The organism is Polaribacter reichenbachii, assembly GCF_001975665.1.
GTDB classification, from domain to species: Bacteria; Bacteroidota; Bacteroidia; order Flavobacteriales; family Flavobacteriaceae; genus Polaribacter; species Polaribacter reichenbachii.
This window is the reverse complement of record NZ_CP019419.1, coordinates 1827597-1844662: the sequence shown is the minus strand read 5'-3', so window position 1 is coordinate 1844662 and position 17066 is coordinate 1827597. Positions and strand designations below refer to the sequence as shown.

Below are 17066 nucleotides of genomic sequence, written 5' to 3'. Positions count from 1 at the left end.
CAGATTGAAGCATTTGTTTGAGCTCTTTTTTGGCTTTTTCTGCCAAAAAAAGCGAGTGCTGAAAGCTGGAAATAGCTTCTAAAATTATAAGAATTTCTTAATAGATCTTATAATTCCGTAATGAATACCCTCGTGAAAATTATTGAATGAAATTGCATTTTCTATACTTGATAAAACATAGCCAGTACTTGTAGGATATTCAGTATAATTCTCAAAAATACCTGCTTCGAAATCTTCTTGTAACGTATCTGGCAAGGCCATTAGCAAATCTTTTACTTCTTCGAATTCTTCTTCTGTAAATATTTTTGTTGGCGAGGTTCCTTTTCTATGCGCTTCTATTAAATCGTCTGGACACAAAGGATTTAAACCTGATAATTTATAATGCAACAATTGTTGAGTAACTACTAAGTGAGCCACATTCCAAGCAATATTGTTTTTAAAACCTTCTGGAATTTTGTGAATTTGATCTAAGGTTAAACCTTCTAATTCTTTTAAAACGAGTTCTCTCGATTTTCTTAAAACATCAAATTGTATATTCATTTTTTATGTATAATTTTGATGATGTAAATATAATTTAATAAAAATGAAGAAAGTCTATTTTTTACAAACTTGTGATACCTGTAGAAGAATTTTAAAAGAAGTAAATACGGATGGTTTTGAACGACAAGAAATAAAAGCAAATAACATTTCTGTTGAACAATTGGAAGAAATGTACGCGCTTTCTGGCAGTTACGAGGCTTTATTTAACAAGCGTGCAAAGTTGTATAAAGCTATGGATTTAAAAAACCAGGAATTGTCTGAAGCTGATTACAGACAATTTTTGTTAGATGAATATACGTTTTTAAAACGCCCAGTTTTTATTGTTGATGATAAAATATTTATTGGAAACAGTAAAAAGGTAATTGAAAGTTTAAAGAATATTCTTTAAAAGCAAATGTCATTTCTAACTTTTGTAGAAATGACAAGCTAATTCTTTATTTTATTTTGATGAAAATTTTATATCTGAATTAGACATTATTTCTGCTAATTCATCCATGGTTAAATTGGTTTTTAAACCAAATAAAATTACTTTATCATTATCGCTATTGGCTTGTAAAACGATTTCTTTTACAATATCATTTTTTTCTAAAATGTAAAAAGCGGCTTTACCTTCGTCACCTTTTACACGTGCCATAGTTTTTAAATTATTTTTTCTGATATACTTTTTAAAGTCTTTAGATACTGATGCGTCTTCGTTATTAAAGATCATTAATTTAAAATCGCCCGATTTTTTTAGTAGTTTTTGTAAATCGTCATTATCTCCTTCATCTAAAAAAGAACCTGCAAAAGAGGCTGATAAATTAATAGAAAAAGCAGATTGTTCTTTGTGCTTTTTGTAAAAGTTTTTAAAGGTAGTTTCTTGTGCAACAGCACTTATCATAAAAAGTGCGCATAAAATGGTTGTGATTTGTTTCATAATACTTGGTTTTCTTTTCAGACGACTACCAAAGTATTTTGTTACAATTATATTTTTAAAATTGTTTTTTTAGAGCTAAGATTTATAAACCTCCATTAAACCTTCTGCTTCATTTTGAGCACTCCAATTTTTTAGAATTTCTTGTCTAGCTTCTTTACCTAAATGCGGAATTTCGCCTTTTATAGATTTTGATAAAAGCTTTTCTAGTTCAGTACTATTGCCTGCTTCAAATAAATATCCGTTTTTATTATTGCTGATTAAATCTGAATGTACACCTACATTTTTTGTAGCAATTACAGAACATTCGCAACTCATAGCCTCTGCTGTTACCAAAGAAAAACCTTCTGTAAAACTTGGAGCTACTACTATTTTTGCTGCTTGATAATAAGAAATAATAGCTCTAGTTTCATCAATAAAATAAACTTGATTTTCGATTTTATGTTGTTGAGCTAATTGCTTTAATTCCTCTTTAAATTCAGGTTTATCTACTTGTCCAACAATAACTAATGTCCAATTTTTATGATTTTTTAAAACTTTAGCTGCTTCTAACAAGACCAATTGTCCTTTCGCTTTTCTGACTCTACCTGCGTTTAGAATAATGTTCTCTTGAGGAATGTTTTCTAACTTTTTACTGGCATCTGGTTTAAAATCATCAACTCGAACTCCATGACCAACTATGGTGTTTTTTATTCCTAAATTCTCGCTCATACTTTTTATAAGTGTAATAATTTTATCTGCTTTTTTTAGTAAGTACAAGGTTAAACCAGATGGTTTAGTTTCTGCATGTCTTGTTGCTACTAAAGTGAATTTTGCGCCTAAAAAACGATAAAATAGCATTCGCATTATTTCATTGTTTCTATGGCAATGCACTACTGCTTTTGCATCAGAAAATAAAATTGATTTCAGTTTTTTTGTTGAAAGATGATTTCCAGAAATATTTGAACCATAAACATAGGTTTCAAATTCATCAGAAAAAAAAGAAAGCACATTTTCTATGCTTCTTGTAACGCCTGTTTTACGTTTGTGAAAGTGGGTATGAATTAAAATCGGTTTCAGTGAATAAAGTCTAAAATATTTATAATTATTTTGAATATTAAACTCAAAATTTCGAACTTTTAAGCAAATTTACGTTCTATAATTTCCATAAAACGCGTTTCTAATTCCTCTTGATTATTCCAATTATAATCGGGTTTTACCATTGTATTGATAAAGTTTTTGGCTTCACTTTCTGATCGAAAAGTATTTAATTGCGAAACTACTCTATTATAGTCTTCTTGCTGATTGTTAAATAAGTTTTTTACAAAAGCAATTCTATCATTTAAACCAATTTGAATATTTTTTGCCAACTTATCGTTTAGAGATATTGGCTGTGCATTTTCGAATAAATCAGCCATAACATCAACAGAAATAACATCTTGTAATTCTTCTTCTAAAGACATTGTTTTGCGTTCTTCTACTTTTATAACATCATTTATAATTTCGTCTTCAGCCTTTTCTATTTCCTTTTCTTTTGGTTTTTCTTCAACTTCATCTTTAGGAAAAAGTATTTCTTCTAACTCATCAAAAGGTTGCTCTATAATTTCTTCTACTTTTTGGGTTTGTATGGGTTGTACTATTAAATTGTTAGGTTCAATAATTTCTTCATCAACCTCTTTTACTTCTATCTCAATAAATTCGTCTTCTATCTTATCTTCTGGAGTTTCTTTAAGTTCATCAACTAAATTATAAACAATTTTTTCTTCAAGAATAATTTCTTTATCAGCATTAAAAGTTGCTGTAACCACATTTTCTTTAGCATCTATTGCTTGCTCAACCCTATCTAATAAATCTTCTTTTGTAGTTTCTAAATTCGGCGTTTCATTAATATATTCTTCCACAAAGGCCAATAAAGAAAGCTTTTCGTAAACTTCTTTAGATTTTTCTTTTAATGCAAAAACATCTTCTCTGTTTTTCATTTTTAAAATGTTGTGCGCTAAACTGATTAAATCAGCCTCCAATTTTTTGTGCATATCTTATCTTTGAGTTGCTGAAATCATTTCAGCATAAATTATTTTTTGCTATTAAATATTTATAGATTTGTAATTGCTTAAAAATAAATAAAATTATAACGCTTAAAATTACAAAATGTTTCTTGAAAATACAGTAAATCATACTGAACAATTTGGCTGGATAGAAGTAATTTGTGGTTCTATGTTTTCTGGCAAGACAGAAGAGTTAATCAGACGTTTAAAACGTGCCCAATTTGCTAAGCAAAAAGTAGAGATTTTTAAACCCGAAGTTGATACTAGATATGATGATGAGGAAGTAGTTTCTCATAACGATTCTAGAATAAGATCTACACCTGTACCCGTTTCATCGAACATAAGGCTTTTAGCAAACAATGTAGATGTTGTTGGTATTGATGAGGCTCAGTTTTTTGATGATGAAATAGTAGCTGTTTGTAACGATTTAGCAAACAGAGGTATACGTGTAATTGTTGCAGGTTTAGATATGGATTTTAAAGGAAATCCTTTTGGGCCAATGCCTGCATTAATGGCAACAGCAGAATATGTAACTAAAGTACACGCTGTTTGTACACATACAGGAAATTTAGCCCATTATAGCTTTAGAAAAGCGCAAAACGACAAATTAGTAATGCTTGGAGAAACTCAAGAATACGAACCTTTAAGTAGAGCTGCTTATTATAAAGCTGTTAAAAAGAAGCAAGAAGAAACTTAGCCAAATCCAACTATTGAAACTAACAATCAGCAATTAAATAATGTTGACCAAATTGAAGATTCTGAAATAAATATTGATGACACTACAATAAATTAATACTGCTGATTCTAATTTAGCATATAACATTATGAATAATCACGTTACAGTTTTGGAAATTGATAGTAATGCTTTACTGCATAACTTGAACTATTTTAAACAAAAAATAAAGCCTGAAACCAAAATTCTAGCGGTTGTTAAAGCTTTTGGCTATGGTAGTGATGGTGTACAAGTTGCTCAATTTTTAGAAGATAAAGTAGATTATTTTGCTGTTGCTTACACACAAGAAGGTGTTGCTTTACGACAATCAAAAATTAAAACTCCAATTTTAGTTTTACATCCGCAAATACCTAATTTACAAACGATTGTAGATTATAGATTAGAGCCTAATTTATACAATTTTAAAATCTTTAATGCTTTTTTAACATTAGCAGACGAAATGCCTTTAATGAATTACCCAATTCATTTAAAATTTAATACAGGCTTAAACAGATTAGGTTTTTGGCACACAGATATTCCTAAAATCTTAACAGATTTAAACGGATTTAATCACGTAAAAGTACAATCTATTTTCTCTCACTTGGCTGCTAGTGAAGATTTAGAAGAAAAAGAATTCTCTATAAATCAGTTGAATAATTTTGCTTACATAGCTCAACAATTTTACAAACATTTAGGTTACGAACCTTTGTTGCATATCTTAAATACATCTGGAGTAGTAAATTATGTGAAAGCACAATTTGATATGGTTAGAGTTGGTATTGGTTTATATGGTTTTGGCAATGATGAAAAAGAAACTGCTCAATTAAAAAATACACATAATTTAAAATCTATTATTTCTCAAATTCATTTAATTCAGCCTGGTGAAACCGTGGGTTACAACAGAGCATTTGTAGCTAAAAGCCCAACCAAATCAGCAACAATACCAGTAGGCCATGCAGATGGTTTATCAAGAAAATTAGGTAATAAAAAAGGTTATGTATTAATCAATAATCAGAAAGCTAAAATTATTGGTAATGTTTGTATGGATATGATTATGGTTGATGTTACAAAAATTGACTGTAAAGAGGGTGATGAAGTTATCATTTTTAACAACCAAAAAATGATACAACATATAGCTGATGTTTCTGAAACAATTGTATATGAAACATTAACAGCGATTTCGCAACGTGTTAAAAAAGTGTTAAATTAATTTATTTTTGCTATTTTTGTAATCTAACATTTTATTCAAAATTATACACAAATGGGAATGCTTAAAGAATTTAAAGAATTTGCAATGAAGGGAAACCTTGTTGATATTGCAGTTGGTTTTGTTATGGGTGCTGCTTTTAAACAAGTAGTTACTTCTTTTACAGGAGGTATTGTTTCTCCTTTAATTGGCTTAATATTTAAAGCCGATTTTAAAGAATTAAAATATATTGCTAAAGAAGGTGTTGTAGATGCAACTGGTAAAGTTACTGGAGAAGTAGCAATTTTATATGGTGAGTTTATTACCAATGTTATCGATTTTATAATAGTAGCTTTTGTAATGTTTATGATGATAAAAGGGATAAACGCAACTAAAAAGAAAGAAGAGCCAGCTCCAGAACCAGCTCCTGCAGGACCAAGTCAAGAAGATTTATTAGCTGAAATTAGAGATTTATTAGCGAAACAAAAATAAATTATTTTCTTTTTAAAATACTTTAAAACCTGAGCATTGCTCAGGTTTTTTTTATGTTTAAAATTTTAAAAAACTACTTTTTAAACATTTACTCTTCTTTATTTTCAGAAAAAAAATATTAAAAATGTAACCTTTTTGTAAATTGATGGTTATAACTATAGAAACCAACCAAAACCAACCTTGAAACAATTAACTGACGAAGAAATTATGTTAGCAATTGCTACTGGAAAATTAGAATTGTTATCGATTCTTTTTGATAGGTACAATGTACGTATATATAATTATTTCAATAAAATGATTTGTAATAAGATGGTTAGTGAAGATTTAACTCAAGATGTTTTTATAAAAGTAATTAAGTACAGAACATCTTACAAAAACGGAAATTTTGCAGCTTGGTTATACACAATTGCGCGCAATATATTTTCTAGTCATTATCAAAAAACAAAAAAAGAACGTTCAAATATTATTGATGATGATAAGTTAGCTAACAATGAAACGTTAGTTTCTGAAAGCAACAAAGAAGAGTTAGAACATTTACAAAAAGCGTTGCTAAAATTATCGAATTCTGATAGAGAATTAATAGTTATGCATCGTTTTCAAGAAATAAAATACGAGCAAATTGCACAAATTATTGGCAGCACAGAAAATGCTGTAAAAGTAAAAGTGCATAGAGCTTTAAAAAAATTAAAAGAAATCTATTTTCAAAAAAAGAACTAATGGAGTGTAGAGATATAGAAAATAAATTGACTGATTATTTAGAAGGTTCTTTACCAGCAATAGAAAAAACTGAAGTAGAGAAACACCTAAAAACTTGCGCAAATTGCCAGCAAGAATTAGCAGAATTAAAATCGTTTTTATCAGTATTAAAAAATGATAAAATGGAAACACCTTCTGCCAATTTAAAGTTAAATTTCGATAAAATGTTGGCGCTAGAAATAGCGAAAAATCAACCTAAAGTAGTACAGTTAAAACCAAAACCAGATTGGAAATCTTATTTAAGAGTTGCTGCTAGTGTTTTAATTGTAATCAGTGCTTTTTTGTTAGGAAAATATCAATCAAAGAATAAATCATCCGTGGAAAAAAACACAGCACAAGTGTTAACTTTATTAGAAGACAATTCTGCAAGTAAACGAATTTTAGCCGTAAACAATGCAGAAGAATTTACAAGTAAAAACACAAAAATTATTAAAGCATTAATTAACAGATTGTTTTTTGATAAAAATACAAACGTACGTTTAGCTGCAGCAGAAGCGTTGTCTAAGTTTTCATCAGAAGAACTAGTAAGAGATGCGTTAATTAAAAGTTTGGAAACCGATAAAAACACATCTGTACAAATAGAAGTGATATCCATTTTATCTAAAATCCAAGAAAAAAGAGCCATAAAACCCATGGGAAAAATGCTCGAAAACGAGGAAACACCTCAATATGTAAAACAACAAATCAAGTTAAATTTATCAACATTTTTATAAGAAAATTAAGAAAACATGAAAAAAATATACATCTTAGTATTATTTGTTAGCACAATAATATCAGCACAAAAAAAGGAGTTCAAATATGCTTTAACTGGTATTCAAAAAGTAGTATTATCTTCAGATACCACTATTAAAATTGAAGTTGGTTCTACTAATGAGTTAATCATTTCAGAAAAAAGTTCTGAAAGAGAAAAGGATAACGTTCACTGGAGTATCCAAAATGATAAAGATGAAAGAAAAAAAACAAAAGAAGATAAAAGAAAAGGATTAACTGCTGTTTATCCTGGAGGGAAAGATGATACAAATGGTTATGGGTTTTCAATTTCAAAGGAAGGTACAACCTTATTTGTTTCTGACTTAAAATCTTATTTACAACGTCATGGTTTAAATTTAAAGTTACCAAAAAATATTAATATTGCTGTAGATGCTGGTAATCTTGGTTCTATTTATATGGAAGGTTTTACAGGCGAAGTTGAAGCTGAAACGAACGTTGGTAGAATTGAAATGAAAAATATTACGGGTCCAATTACAGCAAATACAAGTGTTGGTAAAATTGATATAGATTTTGATAAAGTTAGCCAGAAATCACCAATAACAATTAGTACTTCTGTATCTGAAATTGATGTTGCTATACCTGCAAACACACAGGCAAATTTAGAGTTAAAAACACAAGGAACAGTTTATACAAATTTCGATTTTGATATGCCTAAGAAAAAAGGAATGCCAAATGTTAGTGGTAGAAAAACTATTGTTTCTAAACTAAATAATGGTGGCGTAAAAATCTACATTAAATCTTCTATGGGTAATATTTATTTACGTAAAAAATAAAACATTTGTCATTTCTACCTTGTGAAGAAATCTTTATAAAATTTATAGACTTCTCACCTGTGATCAAGTAGAAATTATCAAATTCTAAACATATAATTTAAAACACTAAAAATGAAAAGTTTATACTTATTCATAGGATTGTTATTGACCATTAACAACCTATCAGCTCAAAAAAAAGTAACAGAAAACACATCTAGTAATCATATAAATGATGTTTATGTACATTTAAAATTCGCAAATAATATTATTGTAAAAAACTGGAATAAAGATGAAATTTCTGTTGAAGCAACTGTTAATTTAGATGATAACAAACACAATGATTACTTCTCTTTTAAAGCAGAAAATATTGGTGACACATATAAAATTGCATCAGATTATGGAGAATACTTTAAAAAACACAGAAGTTATATAAACTGTAATGATGATTCTAACTCAACTTCTAAATATCAGAATATTGTTAATTACGTAATACATGTACCCAAAAACATAAAATTGAAAGTTAAAAGTATTTCTGGTGATGTAGAAACCGAAAACTTTCAAGGCGATTTAAACTTAGATTTAATTAGTGGAAATATTACAGTAAAAAAGCATTCTAACGAAATGCAATTAAAAACCATTAGTGGAGATATTGATATTTATATAGCTGATGCAAAACTAGAAGCAAAAACCCTAACTGGTGGTGTTTATTCTGATTTAGAAATTGATTTTGACAAACATAAAAAGAAAGGTTTTGGTTCTAAAATTGTAACAACCATAAATAAAGGAACTGCTTTTTTAAAGCTAAATACCATTAGCGGAGATATTTATTTGCGTAAAATTTAATTACTATTTTAAACTGATTTTGCAGTCATTTCACTTTAGAAATGGCTGCTTTTTTTTATCAAAAAAACACGATAAAAGTCATACTCAATTGATTTGTAATAAATTAAAAACATAGCAATTCATTTATTTTGATTATAATTGTAAACTAAAAATTAAAATTATTCGAATTGAAATTAAGATTTCTGTTGCTCGCTGTTTTGTGTTCTTCTATTGTAATTGGACAAACTACCTACATAGAAAATTTTGATTCAAAAGGTTATCCACAAAACTTACCAACTGAAAGTTATTGGATGTTTTATAATGATATTTACCCAACACAAACCAATTGGGATGCATTTATACCTGGAGATGGAAATGCTTACATAACTGTAGATTCAGATATTTGGAACGATACAGATTTAACCTATCCTTACCAAGCTTTAGTTTTTGGTGGTGTTGGCGAAAACCATAGACTAGAAGTAAGAATGAAAGGTGCTGCTGTAGATGGTGGTTTGGTTGCCTTTCTTTTTACTTACACGCAAACTGGTGCTATTTTTAATGAAGTAGATATAGAAATCGTTGCACAAGATTTACAGTCTGGTATTCCATCTCACGAAATTTTACCACCAAATGGATGGACAGACGCAAGATTTAATACTTGGAGAAATGCAAACGAAATAACAGAAGTCCCTTTTACGGGTTCACAAAAACCTGTTGTAGATGCTAATAACAATAAAATATCTTTAATAGATGATGATTTTCATACTTATACCATTGACTGGAAATCTGATGAAGTAGATTTTTTTATTGATGGGGTTTTACAAGAATCTTTTAACACAACTGTTGCAACTGGTAGATCTGAAGTGATAATTGGTTACAGAAATTTACCTTGGGCTGGCGATTTTAAATGGACAGGAAATCACACAATGGTTATCGATTATTTTAAAATTGAAAATTTAGATCCGAAAACTATATTATCATCAGAATTTGAAAACTTAGATTCAGAATCTTTAATGGTTGTTTATCCTAATCCTGTTAAAAATAAAATTAACATTCAAATAGCTGATGATATTAAAATTAAAAAAACAGAAATCATTAACATTATTTCATCCAAAGTAATAGAAATCGAAAATTTAAATTTTGATGAAAATAAAATACAAACTATTGATGTTTCTCAATTCTCTAAAGGGGTTTATTTCTTAAAAACCGAATTCAATAATGGCAACATCGTTACCAAAAAGATCTTAAAATTGTAAAAAATCTACTTAACTAAAACTAACAATTGCAAACTGTTGTAGTTTTTAGAATTTCTATTGCCCTTAATTCCCTACTATTAAAATATTTTTGAGTCATAACAAATAATTTTATGATGCTTAAAAAAATTACAGTAGTTCTATTTTGTATTGGTCTTTTATCCTTCAGTTTTATCAGTAAAAATGATAACAACCATATTTTACAAGAAAAAGAAAACATTAAAACCTTAGCCTTACCCAATCATTTAAACGATGGTACTGAATGGGAGTTTCAAGAGGATTTATCTGATGATTTTAACTACACTTTTGCACCATCAAACCAAAAAACAGATTTTGGAGATGGTAAATGGTACAATTTTTATCAAAGTAAATGGGATGGTCCTGGCACAACTTATTGGAAATACAATCACGTAGAAGTTGATGGAAATGATTTATTAATTAAATCTTCACGCTGGAAAGGTGATGGTGAAGCAGCCCCAAAAGCATTTCGAAGAAATAAAATGAATAAGCCTAAAGGTGGAATAAGTGCTGGCTGTATTACATCTAACAAGCAAGTTTTATATCCTGTTTTTATAGAATCTAAAGCAAGTGTTGCTAATATTGTTTTGGCTTCTGATGTGTGGTTATTAAGCCCAGATGCTACTCAAGAAATAGATATTATGGAGTGTTATGGTGGTAAAGAACCAGGTAATTCTCATTTTGCAAAATCCATTCACGTTAGTCATCATTCTTTTATCAGAAAACCGTTTACAGATTATCAACCTAGAGATAAAGGTGCTTGGTATAACAGAGAAGGTGTTTCTGGTTGGGGAGAATATTGTTGGAATAATGGCGATAGAAAATACGTAAGAACGGGTGTTTATTGGAAAAGTCCTGTACATTTTGAATACTATATAGATGGTGAATTGGTACGTGTTTTATATGATAAAGCTGTAGCTACAAAATTAAATGGAAAATGGGAATTTGGTTACCCAACAATGACAGATGGCAAGCTAGACAAAGAATGGGGAAAGCAAAAAATTACACTTTACAGTACAAAAGACACATATTCATTTTCTGAATTAGAAAAAGCAAGCAATACTTCTTCTGTTAGTATTATAGATCCTTTTAAATTTCAAGGTGGTAAAGGTTTTACAAAACCATTAAACATAATTATAAATTTAGAATCACAAGATTGGCACGTAAAAGCAGACAGAACTCCAACTGATGCAGATTTAGCAAATACAGACAAAAATACGATGAAAGTAGATTGGTTTCGAGTTTTTAAGCCAAAAATGTAATTATTAAATCTAAAAAAAATAACTCACCTAACCTTTCAAAATCTCTAAAAACAAATCTCTATCAATTTCTTTTGCACCTAAACTTGCTAAATGTTCATTATAAATTTGGCAATCTATCAACTTATAATTTTTGTTTTTAGCCAAATGAATAAATGCCAATTTAGAAGCATTAGAAACTTTACTAAACATACTTTCTCCGCAAAAAACAGTATTAATTTCTAATCCGTATAAACCACCAACAAGTTCCATTTTACTGTTACTTTGAGTGGAGCCTAAAGGTTTCCAAACCTCTATAGATTTTGCAACACCTCTTTTATGTAAATTGATGTAAGCCTGCTCCATATCATCAGTAATCCAATTACCAAAACCATCTTTTCTGTTGATGCTTTTACAGTTATAAATTACCTCTTCAAAAGCTTGATTTTCTGTAATTATAAATTCATTTTTATTAATGATTTTTCGCATCGATTTAGACACTTTCACATCCGCAGGAAATAAAACCATTCTTTCTGGTGGACAATACCAAACAATAGGATCATCTTCAGAAAACCAAGGGAAAATTCCGTTTTTGTAAGCGTAAATTAAACGATTTTCAGACAAATCGCCACCTAAAGCTAAAATACCATCAACTGTAGCGTATTTATAATCAGGAAATTCTATTTTTTCAGTGAGCCAAATCAAATTTTCTATTTTATGCTAAATTATTAAAATCTTAAAAACGAATTATTTAAAAGTTTACTCAAAATTATCAAAATTTTGTCAGTATTTTTGCAAATCGTTTTATGAATAAAACAACCCAATGCTAAAAAGAAAAAAACCTAAAAAATCTCAAGGTAAAAAATTTAAACTTGTACATAAGTATTATAAAATTACTGGCTTTTATTCTTTTGTAGGTAAAAATCTAAAAAGTGCAATTTTACCTATTTTAGGAATTATAGTAGCTATCTTCTTGTTTAACAAATACGTTTATAACATTAATGATGGTTTGCATCATTTTACAGAAACATTTTCTAGACTTACAGTTTTATCTGTATTTTTTCTATCAGAAACTATTCTAGGATTAATTCCGCCAGAAATTTTTATTGCTTGGACAAAGAAAACTGATGCTCCTATTTTAAACTTAGCTATTCTAGCCACATTATCTTATTCAGGTGGTTTAATATCATATTTTATAGGAAGAATGGCGCTTAAAATAGAATCTGTAAAAGAATATTTAGAGGTTAAAATGGCTAAAAACTTGGCCAATACTCGTAAATGGGGAGGAATTTTAGTTTTAGTTGGTGCATTATTGCCTTTACCCTTTTCTATTGCTTGTATGGCTGCTGGTATGATAAAATATCCTTTTAAAAATGTATTTTTCTTCGGATTATTTCGTTTTGCAAGATTTGCAATTTATGCTTGGGCAATTTTTAAAGTAGTACATTAAAACAATTATCTTTGCAATATGGGATTAACAAATAACGATATTTTCAAAAAATTAAGAGTAGCACACAAATTACGTGATACAGATATTATAGATATTTGTGCTTTGGTAGATTTTAAAGTTACAAAAGGCGAGTTAGGTGCAATTTTCAGAAAAGAAGATCATCCTAAATATGTAGAATGTGGAGATCAATTTCTTCGTAATTTTTTAAACGGATTAATTATTCACTTGCGAGGGCCAATGCCTAAAAAATCGTAGATTTTTTTTAGATTCTTAGTCTGTTAGATTTTTAGAGACAAAAACCAAGACTAAAATATATTAAACAAAAAAAAGAGAGAATTCATTAAATGAATTCTCTCTTTTTTTATCTTGATTCTTGATTCTTGATTCTTGATTCTTGATTCTTGATTCTTGATTCTTTAAAATCAAAAAATAAAACCCTCTAAATATCTAATAATTTAGAATGGTAAATCATCTGGCTCATCATCAGAAACTTTAGATGCTGGCTCAAACTGATCTACTGGAGGCAAGTTGCTAGGTGCTGCAGACTGACCTAAGTTTTCTATTCTCCAACCAACAATTGAGTTAAAGTATTTTGCTTCTCCTTGTGGGTTAATCCACTCTCTACCTCTTAAATTAATTGAAATTTTAACATCTTGACCAACTTTATAGTTGTTTAACAAATCTGTTTTGTCTTGATGAAATTCTACGCTAATCATTTGTGGGTATTGATCATCTGTAGTTACAACTACATCTCTTTTTCTAAATCCGTTAGCACCAAAAGTTTGTACTTCTCCAATAATTTTTACTTTACCAATAACTTCCATAATATTTATTTTAATAAAAGTACTTTCCAAGCACTTTCTACATCATTCTTACTTAAAAAATCTTGCGCAAATGTATGTTTTTTTGTAGATTCTAACCCAATAAAATTTGGGTGTTCTTTACCAAAGTTATTAACAGTGTCAGCAGTTGGCAATTGTTCAATATTACCTAACATACCCAAATTATTACCTGTTAAAACAGTGCTGTTTCTAATTTCTGATGGAATATTGTCAACTCCAATTCCTAAAGTTGATATTGGTTTCGGAATTTCGAAAAAACCATCTCTAGCTCTTGTGTAATAACTACCTCCTGCTCTAGCTACCAAATCAATTTTATGTTGGTCTATTGCTCCATTATCATCTAAAACATTATCGTTTATGTGCATTTTAACAACTTCGCAAACAATTAAATTTCCTGCTCCACCTTCATCACCAGTAAAAATAACATCATTTACTTTACACTCAAATTGCACAGGAGATTCAGCAACTCTAAATGGTTTTATTTCTTCGGATTTTAACATTGTTAAACCAGTTTTTTCGAACTCATTTACACCATCAGGGTATTCTGTAGAGCTCAAAGACATTTGCTGAACAATAGCATAATTTACAACATTAATTACTACTTCTTTGGTTTCTAAGACATTATTTAAAGTATGTTTTGTGGTATTATCTCTTACTCTTCTTGCAGGAGAAAATATTAATATTGGCGGATTTGAGCCAAATACATTAAAGAAAGAAAAAGGTGATAAATTAGGATTGCCATCAATATCTATTGTACTTGCAAATGCAATTGGTCTTGGTGCAATTGCACCTAATAAATAGCCGTGAAATTTTCCTGTTGGTATTTCTTTTGGATTGATACTTAACATATTTCTAAACTTAGGATGTCAGTTCGAGCGTAGTCGAGAACTAAAAACCTTTCGACTTCGCTCAAGGAGACAATAGGTTAAATTTTTACTTATGTAAAGATACTATCAAATCCTTAAATGAGTTATATACAAGAAACCTTTATATTTGTTTTTAATGAAATTTTTCTCAAATACACTTTTATTAAAACGTATTACAATGCTAGTTTCTTTAGTAATTGTTACGTTAATTCTCTGGAATACCTATACTTTCTTTCAGAAATTTAAGCAAGCTGAAAGAGCAAAAATGGAAATTCATGGAGAAGCCATAAAAGAATTAAATACCGAAAATTTAGAAGATTTAGAGAAAAATATTTCTGAACTTCCTTTAAGTGTCATCAGCAGAACAAAAGATATTCCTTTTATTTTGGTTGATGCAAATGGTGAAATAAAAGGTTCTAATAACTTAGATCCTAAAAAAGAAAACGACCCCAAATATTTAAAGGAACAGTTGGAAATTATGAAGGATCAAAATCAGCCAATTCAGGTTGATTATCTTGGAAAAACTGACTTTATTTATTACCGAGATTCAGATTTATTAAACAAATTAACCTATTATCCTTTAGCATTAATTTTAATTTTAGTCTTATTTTTAGCAGTTATTTACTTGTTTTATAGTTCTAATAAAGCTGCAGAAACCAATAAATTATGGACAGGAATGGCTAAAGAAACTGCGCATCAAATTGGTACGCCTTTGTCTTCTCTTTTAGGTTGGATTTCGATTTTAAAAATGGAAAAAGTAGATGAAACTTATATCCAAGAAATTGAAAAAGACGTACATCGTTTAAATACAATTGCCAATCGCTTTTCTAAAATTGGCTCTGTGCCAGAATTGAAAAAAGAAAACATTGTTAACATTACAAAACAAGCTTTTGATTATTTAGAATCTAGAAGTTCTAAGCAAATTTCGTTTTCGTTTTCATCCACAGAAGATGAAATTTTTACGGAATTAAATACGGAACTATTTGGCTGGGTAATCGAAAACCTGATTAAAAATGCTATTGATGCGATGTTGGGTAAAGGAGAACTTAACCTAAAAATTGAAAGCAAACAAAAGAAAGTAAAAATTACGGTTTCTGACACTGGTAAAGGAATGCCTAAAAAGTTATTCAAACAAATATTTAAACCTGGTTTTACAACCAAAAAACGTGGTTGGGGCTTAGGTTTATCACTCTCTAAACGAATTGTAGAAGATTACCATAATGGAAAAATATTTGTAAAAAAATCTGAAATTGATAAAGGAACTACCTTTCAGGTTTTGTTGAATAAATTATAATCAAGAAAAATTACTAGCAATACTTTCTGCTAAAGCAACAAACTCTTGGTTTGTTAGTTCTACTTTTTTAGTAAACTGCATATCTGCCATTATATTTGTAGGGATTAAATGTACGTGAACGTGAGGTACTTCTAGGCCAATTACACTCATTCCTATTCTATTACAAGGCACAGCTTTTTCTAGTGCTTTTGCAACTCTATAAGAGAAATCCATTAAACTAATGTACTCTTCTTTTGATAAATCAAAAATCTTATTTTCTTCTTTTTTAGGCACTACTAAAGTATGTCCCTTTGCATTTGGATTAATATCTAAAAAAGCAATAAAATTATCATCTTCTGCTACTTTATAACTTGGTAAATCGCCATTAATTATTTTTGTAAATATGCTCATTGTGTAATTTTAAAAGTTAATTTTTGATGATGAGTAAATATAAAAAAGAATTCGGGTTTTGATAATACCAAAACCCGAATTTATGTATTGAATTATCATTTCTTTCAAAAAGACAAACAGTTTCTTCTTAATCTAATCTTATCTTGAAATCTCTACAATTTCAAATTTCATAATTCCATTAGGCACTTTAATTTCGGCAAGTTCACCTACTTTTTTACCTAATAAACCTTTACCAATTGGCGAGTTTACAGATAGTTTTCCATTTCTAACATCCGTTTCAGAATCTGCAACTAATCTGTAAGAAAACTCCATTCCATTAGATGTATTTTTAATTTTAACATTAGAATGAATCAATATTTTAGAAGTATCTAACTGACTTTCATCTAAAATACGCGCGTTTGCAACTATATTTTTTAATTTGGCAATTTTAGTTTCTAAATGAGATTGTTCTTCTTTTGCTGCATGGTATTCTGCATTTTCACTTAAATCACCTTTATCTCTAGCATCTGCAATTTCTTGTGTAACTCTTGGTCTTTCTACTTGCTCTAATTGATGCAATTCTTCTTTTAACTTCTTTAATCCTTCAGGAGAATAATATGAAATTTCGCTCATTTTCTTTTGTTTTAAAACTTATCCTTTTCTTTGCAAAACATATAATTTATCAAAAAAGAGATAATACTATTATTTCTTAAAAACCCAATAAGGGTTAAATTTAAAAATCTCATTGCCTTCACAGGAATGAGATTG

Annotated in this window: 22 protein-coding genes; 13 read left to right on the top strand and 9 right to left on the bottom strand. The window is 29.0% G+C overall.

Annotated elements, in window-relative coordinates:
• Positions 1 to 84 precede the first annotated feature (84 nt).
• A complete protein-coding gene (locus BW723_RS07610; RefSeq protein WP_068356588.1) occupies positions 85 to 540 on the bottom strand; it encodes a DinB family protein in 456 nt (151 codons plus the stop codon).
• Between the two features lie 43 nt (positions 541 to 583).
• Between BW723_RS07610 and BW723_RS07605 the strand changes: the two genes are divergently transcribed.
• Complete coding sequence (locus BW723_RS07605; RefSeq protein WP_068356591.1) at positions 584 to 928, top strand: arsenate reductase family protein; 345 nt, start codon at positions 584 to 586, stop codon at positions 926 to 928.
• 51 nt (positions 929 to 979) lie between these two features.
• On the opposite strand, the gene BW723_RS07600 is transcribed toward BW723_RS07605, so the two are convergent.
• From BW723_RS07600 to BW723_RS07590, 3 genes are all read right to left on the bottom strand, one after another.
• Positions 980 to 1456 (bottom strand): DUF4252 domain-containing protein, encoded by a 477-nt coding sequence (locus BW723_RS07600; protein WP_068356599.1) that lies wholly within the window; start codon positions 1454 to 1456, stop codon positions 980 to 982.
• A gap of 75 nt (positions 1457 to 1531) precedes the next feature.
• Entirely contained in the window at positions 1532 to 2443 is a 912-nt protein-coding gene (locus tag BW723_RS07595) for a glycosyltransferase family 4 protein (protein WP_226789238.1), read from the bottom strand.
• 128 nt (positions 2444 to 2571) lie between these two features.
• Positions 2572 to 3411 (bottom strand): hypothetical protein, encoded by an 840-nt coding sequence (locus BW723_RS07590; RefSeq protein ID WP_226789237.1) that lies wholly within the window; start codon positions 3409 to 3411, stop codon positions 2572 to 2574.
• 169 nt (positions 3412 to 3580) lie between these two features.
• On the opposite strand from BW723_RS07590, the gene BW723_RS07585 reads away from it, so the two are divergent.
• The 9 genes from BW723_RS07585 to BW723_RS07545 all read left to right on the top strand — a co-directional run bounded on the left by BW723_RS07585 (position 3581) and on the right by BW723_RS07545 (position 11501).
• On the top strand, positions 3581 to 4174 hold the full coding sequence (locus BW723_RS07585; protein WP_068356610.1) for a thymidine kinase: 594 nt from the start codon (positions 3581 to 3583) through the stop codon (positions 4172 to 4174).
• A 127-nt stretch (positions 4175 to 4301) separates the two neighbouring features.
• Positions 4302 to 5399: an alanine racemase gene (gene alr, locus BW723_RS07580; protein WP_068356613.1), complete on the top strand. Its 1098-nt coding sequence runs from the start codon at positions 4302 to 4304 to the stop codon at positions 5397 to 5399.
• Positions 5400 to 5456: 57 nt separating this feature from the next.
• The gene (mscL, locus tag BW723_RS07575) at positions 5457 to 5867 is read left to right on the top strand and encodes a large-conductance mechanosensitive channel protein MscL (protein WP_068356950.1); all 411 of its coding nucleotides are present in this window, start codon (positions 5457 to 5459) and stop codon (positions 5865 to 5867) included.
• 180 nt (positions 5868 to 6047) lie between these two features.
• Positions 6048 to 6584: an RNA polymerase sigma factor gene (locus tag BW723_RS07570; RefSeq protein WP_083139549.1), complete on the top strand. Its 537-nt coding sequence runs from the start codon at positions 6048 to 6050 to the stop codon at positions 6582 to 6584.
• Positions 6584 to 7336: a HEAT repeat domain-containing protein gene (locus tag BW723_RS07565; protein WP_068356617.1), complete on the top strand. Its 753-nt coding sequence runs from the start codon at positions 6584 to 6586 to the stop codon at positions 7334 to 7336. The genes BW723_RS07570 and BW723_RS07565 overlap by 1 nt, the downstream gene beginning before the upstream one ends.
• Before the next feature lie 15 nt (positions 7337 to 7351).
• Positions 7352 to 8167, top strand: coding sequence for a DUF4097 family beta strand repeat-containing protein (locus BW723_RS07560; RefSeq protein ID WP_068356620.1), 816 nt, complete (start codon positions 7352 to 7354; stop codon positions 8165 to 8167).
• A 111-nt stretch (positions 8168 to 8278) separates the two neighbouring features.
• Positions 8279 to 8989, top strand: a complete 711-nt coding sequence (locus BW723_RS07555; RefSeq protein WP_083139552.1) for a DUF4097 family beta strand repeat-containing protein — start codon at positions 8279 to 8281, stop codon at positions 8987 to 8989.
• Positions 8990 to 9156: 167 nt separating this feature from the next.
• Complete coding sequence (locus BW723_RS07550; protein ID WP_139059053.1) at positions 9157 to 10224, top strand: T9SS type A sorting domain-containing protein; 1068 nt, start codon at positions 9157 to 9159, stop codon at positions 10222 to 10224.
• A 110-nt stretch (positions 10225 to 10334) separates the two neighbouring features.
• Positions 10335 to 11501 (top strand): LamG domain-containing protein, encoded by a 1167-nt coding sequence (locus tag BW723_RS07545; protein ID WP_068356629.1) that lies wholly within the window; start codon positions 10335 to 10337, stop codon positions 11499 to 11501.
• A 27-nt stretch (positions 11502 to 11528) separates the two neighbouring features.
• Here BW723_RS07545 and aat read toward each other — a convergent pair whose 3' ends face one another.
• Complete coding sequence (gene aat, locus BW723_RS07540) at positions 11529 to 12182, bottom strand: leucyl/phenylalanyl-tRNA--protein transferase (RefSeq protein WP_068356631.1); 654 nt, start codon at positions 12180 to 12182, stop codon at positions 11529 to 11531.
• Between the two features lie 118 nt (positions 12183 to 12300).
• Here aat and BW723_RS07535 point away from each other — a divergent pair, with 118 nt between their 5' ends.
• Both BW723_RS07535 and BW723_RS07530 read left to right on the top strand, forming a co-directional pair.
• Positions 12301 to 12927 (top strand): YqaA family protein, encoded by a 627-nt coding sequence (locus BW723_RS07535; protein ID WP_068356634.1) that lies wholly within the window; start codon positions 12301 to 12303, stop codon positions 12925 to 12927.
• A gap of 18 nt (positions 12928 to 12945) precedes the next feature.
• Entirely contained in the window at positions 12946 to 13182 is a 237-nt protein-coding gene (locus BW723_RS07530) for a DUF1456 family protein (protein ID WP_068356636.1), read from the top strand.
• Between the two features lie 200 nt (positions 13183 to 13382).
• Here BW723_RS07530 and BW723_RS07525 read toward each other — a convergent pair whose 3' ends face one another.
• Together BW723_RS07525 and BW723_RS07520 are read right to left on the bottom strand one after the other, a co-directional pair.
• Entirely contained in the window at positions 13383 to 13751 is a 369-nt protein-coding gene (locus BW723_RS07525) for a DUF3127 domain-containing protein (RefSeq protein ID WP_068356955.1), read from the bottom strand.
• A 5-nt stretch (positions 13752 to 13756) separates the two neighbouring features.
• A complete protein-coding gene (locus BW723_RS07520) occupies positions 13757 to 14617 on the bottom strand; it encodes a flavin reductase family protein (protein ID WP_068356639.1) in 861 nt (286 codons plus the stop codon).
• A 154-nt stretch (positions 14618 to 14771) separates the two neighbouring features.
• Here BW723_RS07520 and BW723_RS07515 point away from each other — a divergent pair, with 154 nt between their 5' ends.
• On the top strand, positions 14772 to 15929 hold the full coding sequence (locus tag BW723_RS07515) for a sensor histidine kinase (protein ID WP_068356642.1): 1158 nt from the start codon (positions 14772 to 14774) through the stop codon (positions 15927 to 15929).
• Here the strand turns inward: BW723_RS07515 and BW723_RS07510 are convergent, their stop codons facing one another.
• Both BW723_RS07510 and greA read right to left on the bottom strand, forming a co-directional pair.
• Positions 15930 to 16319, bottom strand: coding sequence for an HIT family protein (locus BW723_RS07510; RefSeq protein ID WP_068356645.1), 390 nt, complete (start codon positions 16317 to 16319; stop codon positions 15930 to 15932).
• 138 nt (positions 16320 to 16457) lie between these two features.
• A complete protein-coding gene (greA, locus tag BW723_RS07505; protein WP_068356647.1) occupies positions 16458 to 16931 on the bottom strand; it encodes a transcription elongation factor GreA in 474 nt (157 codons plus the stop codon).
• Positions 16932 to 17066: the final 135 nt, after the last annotated feature.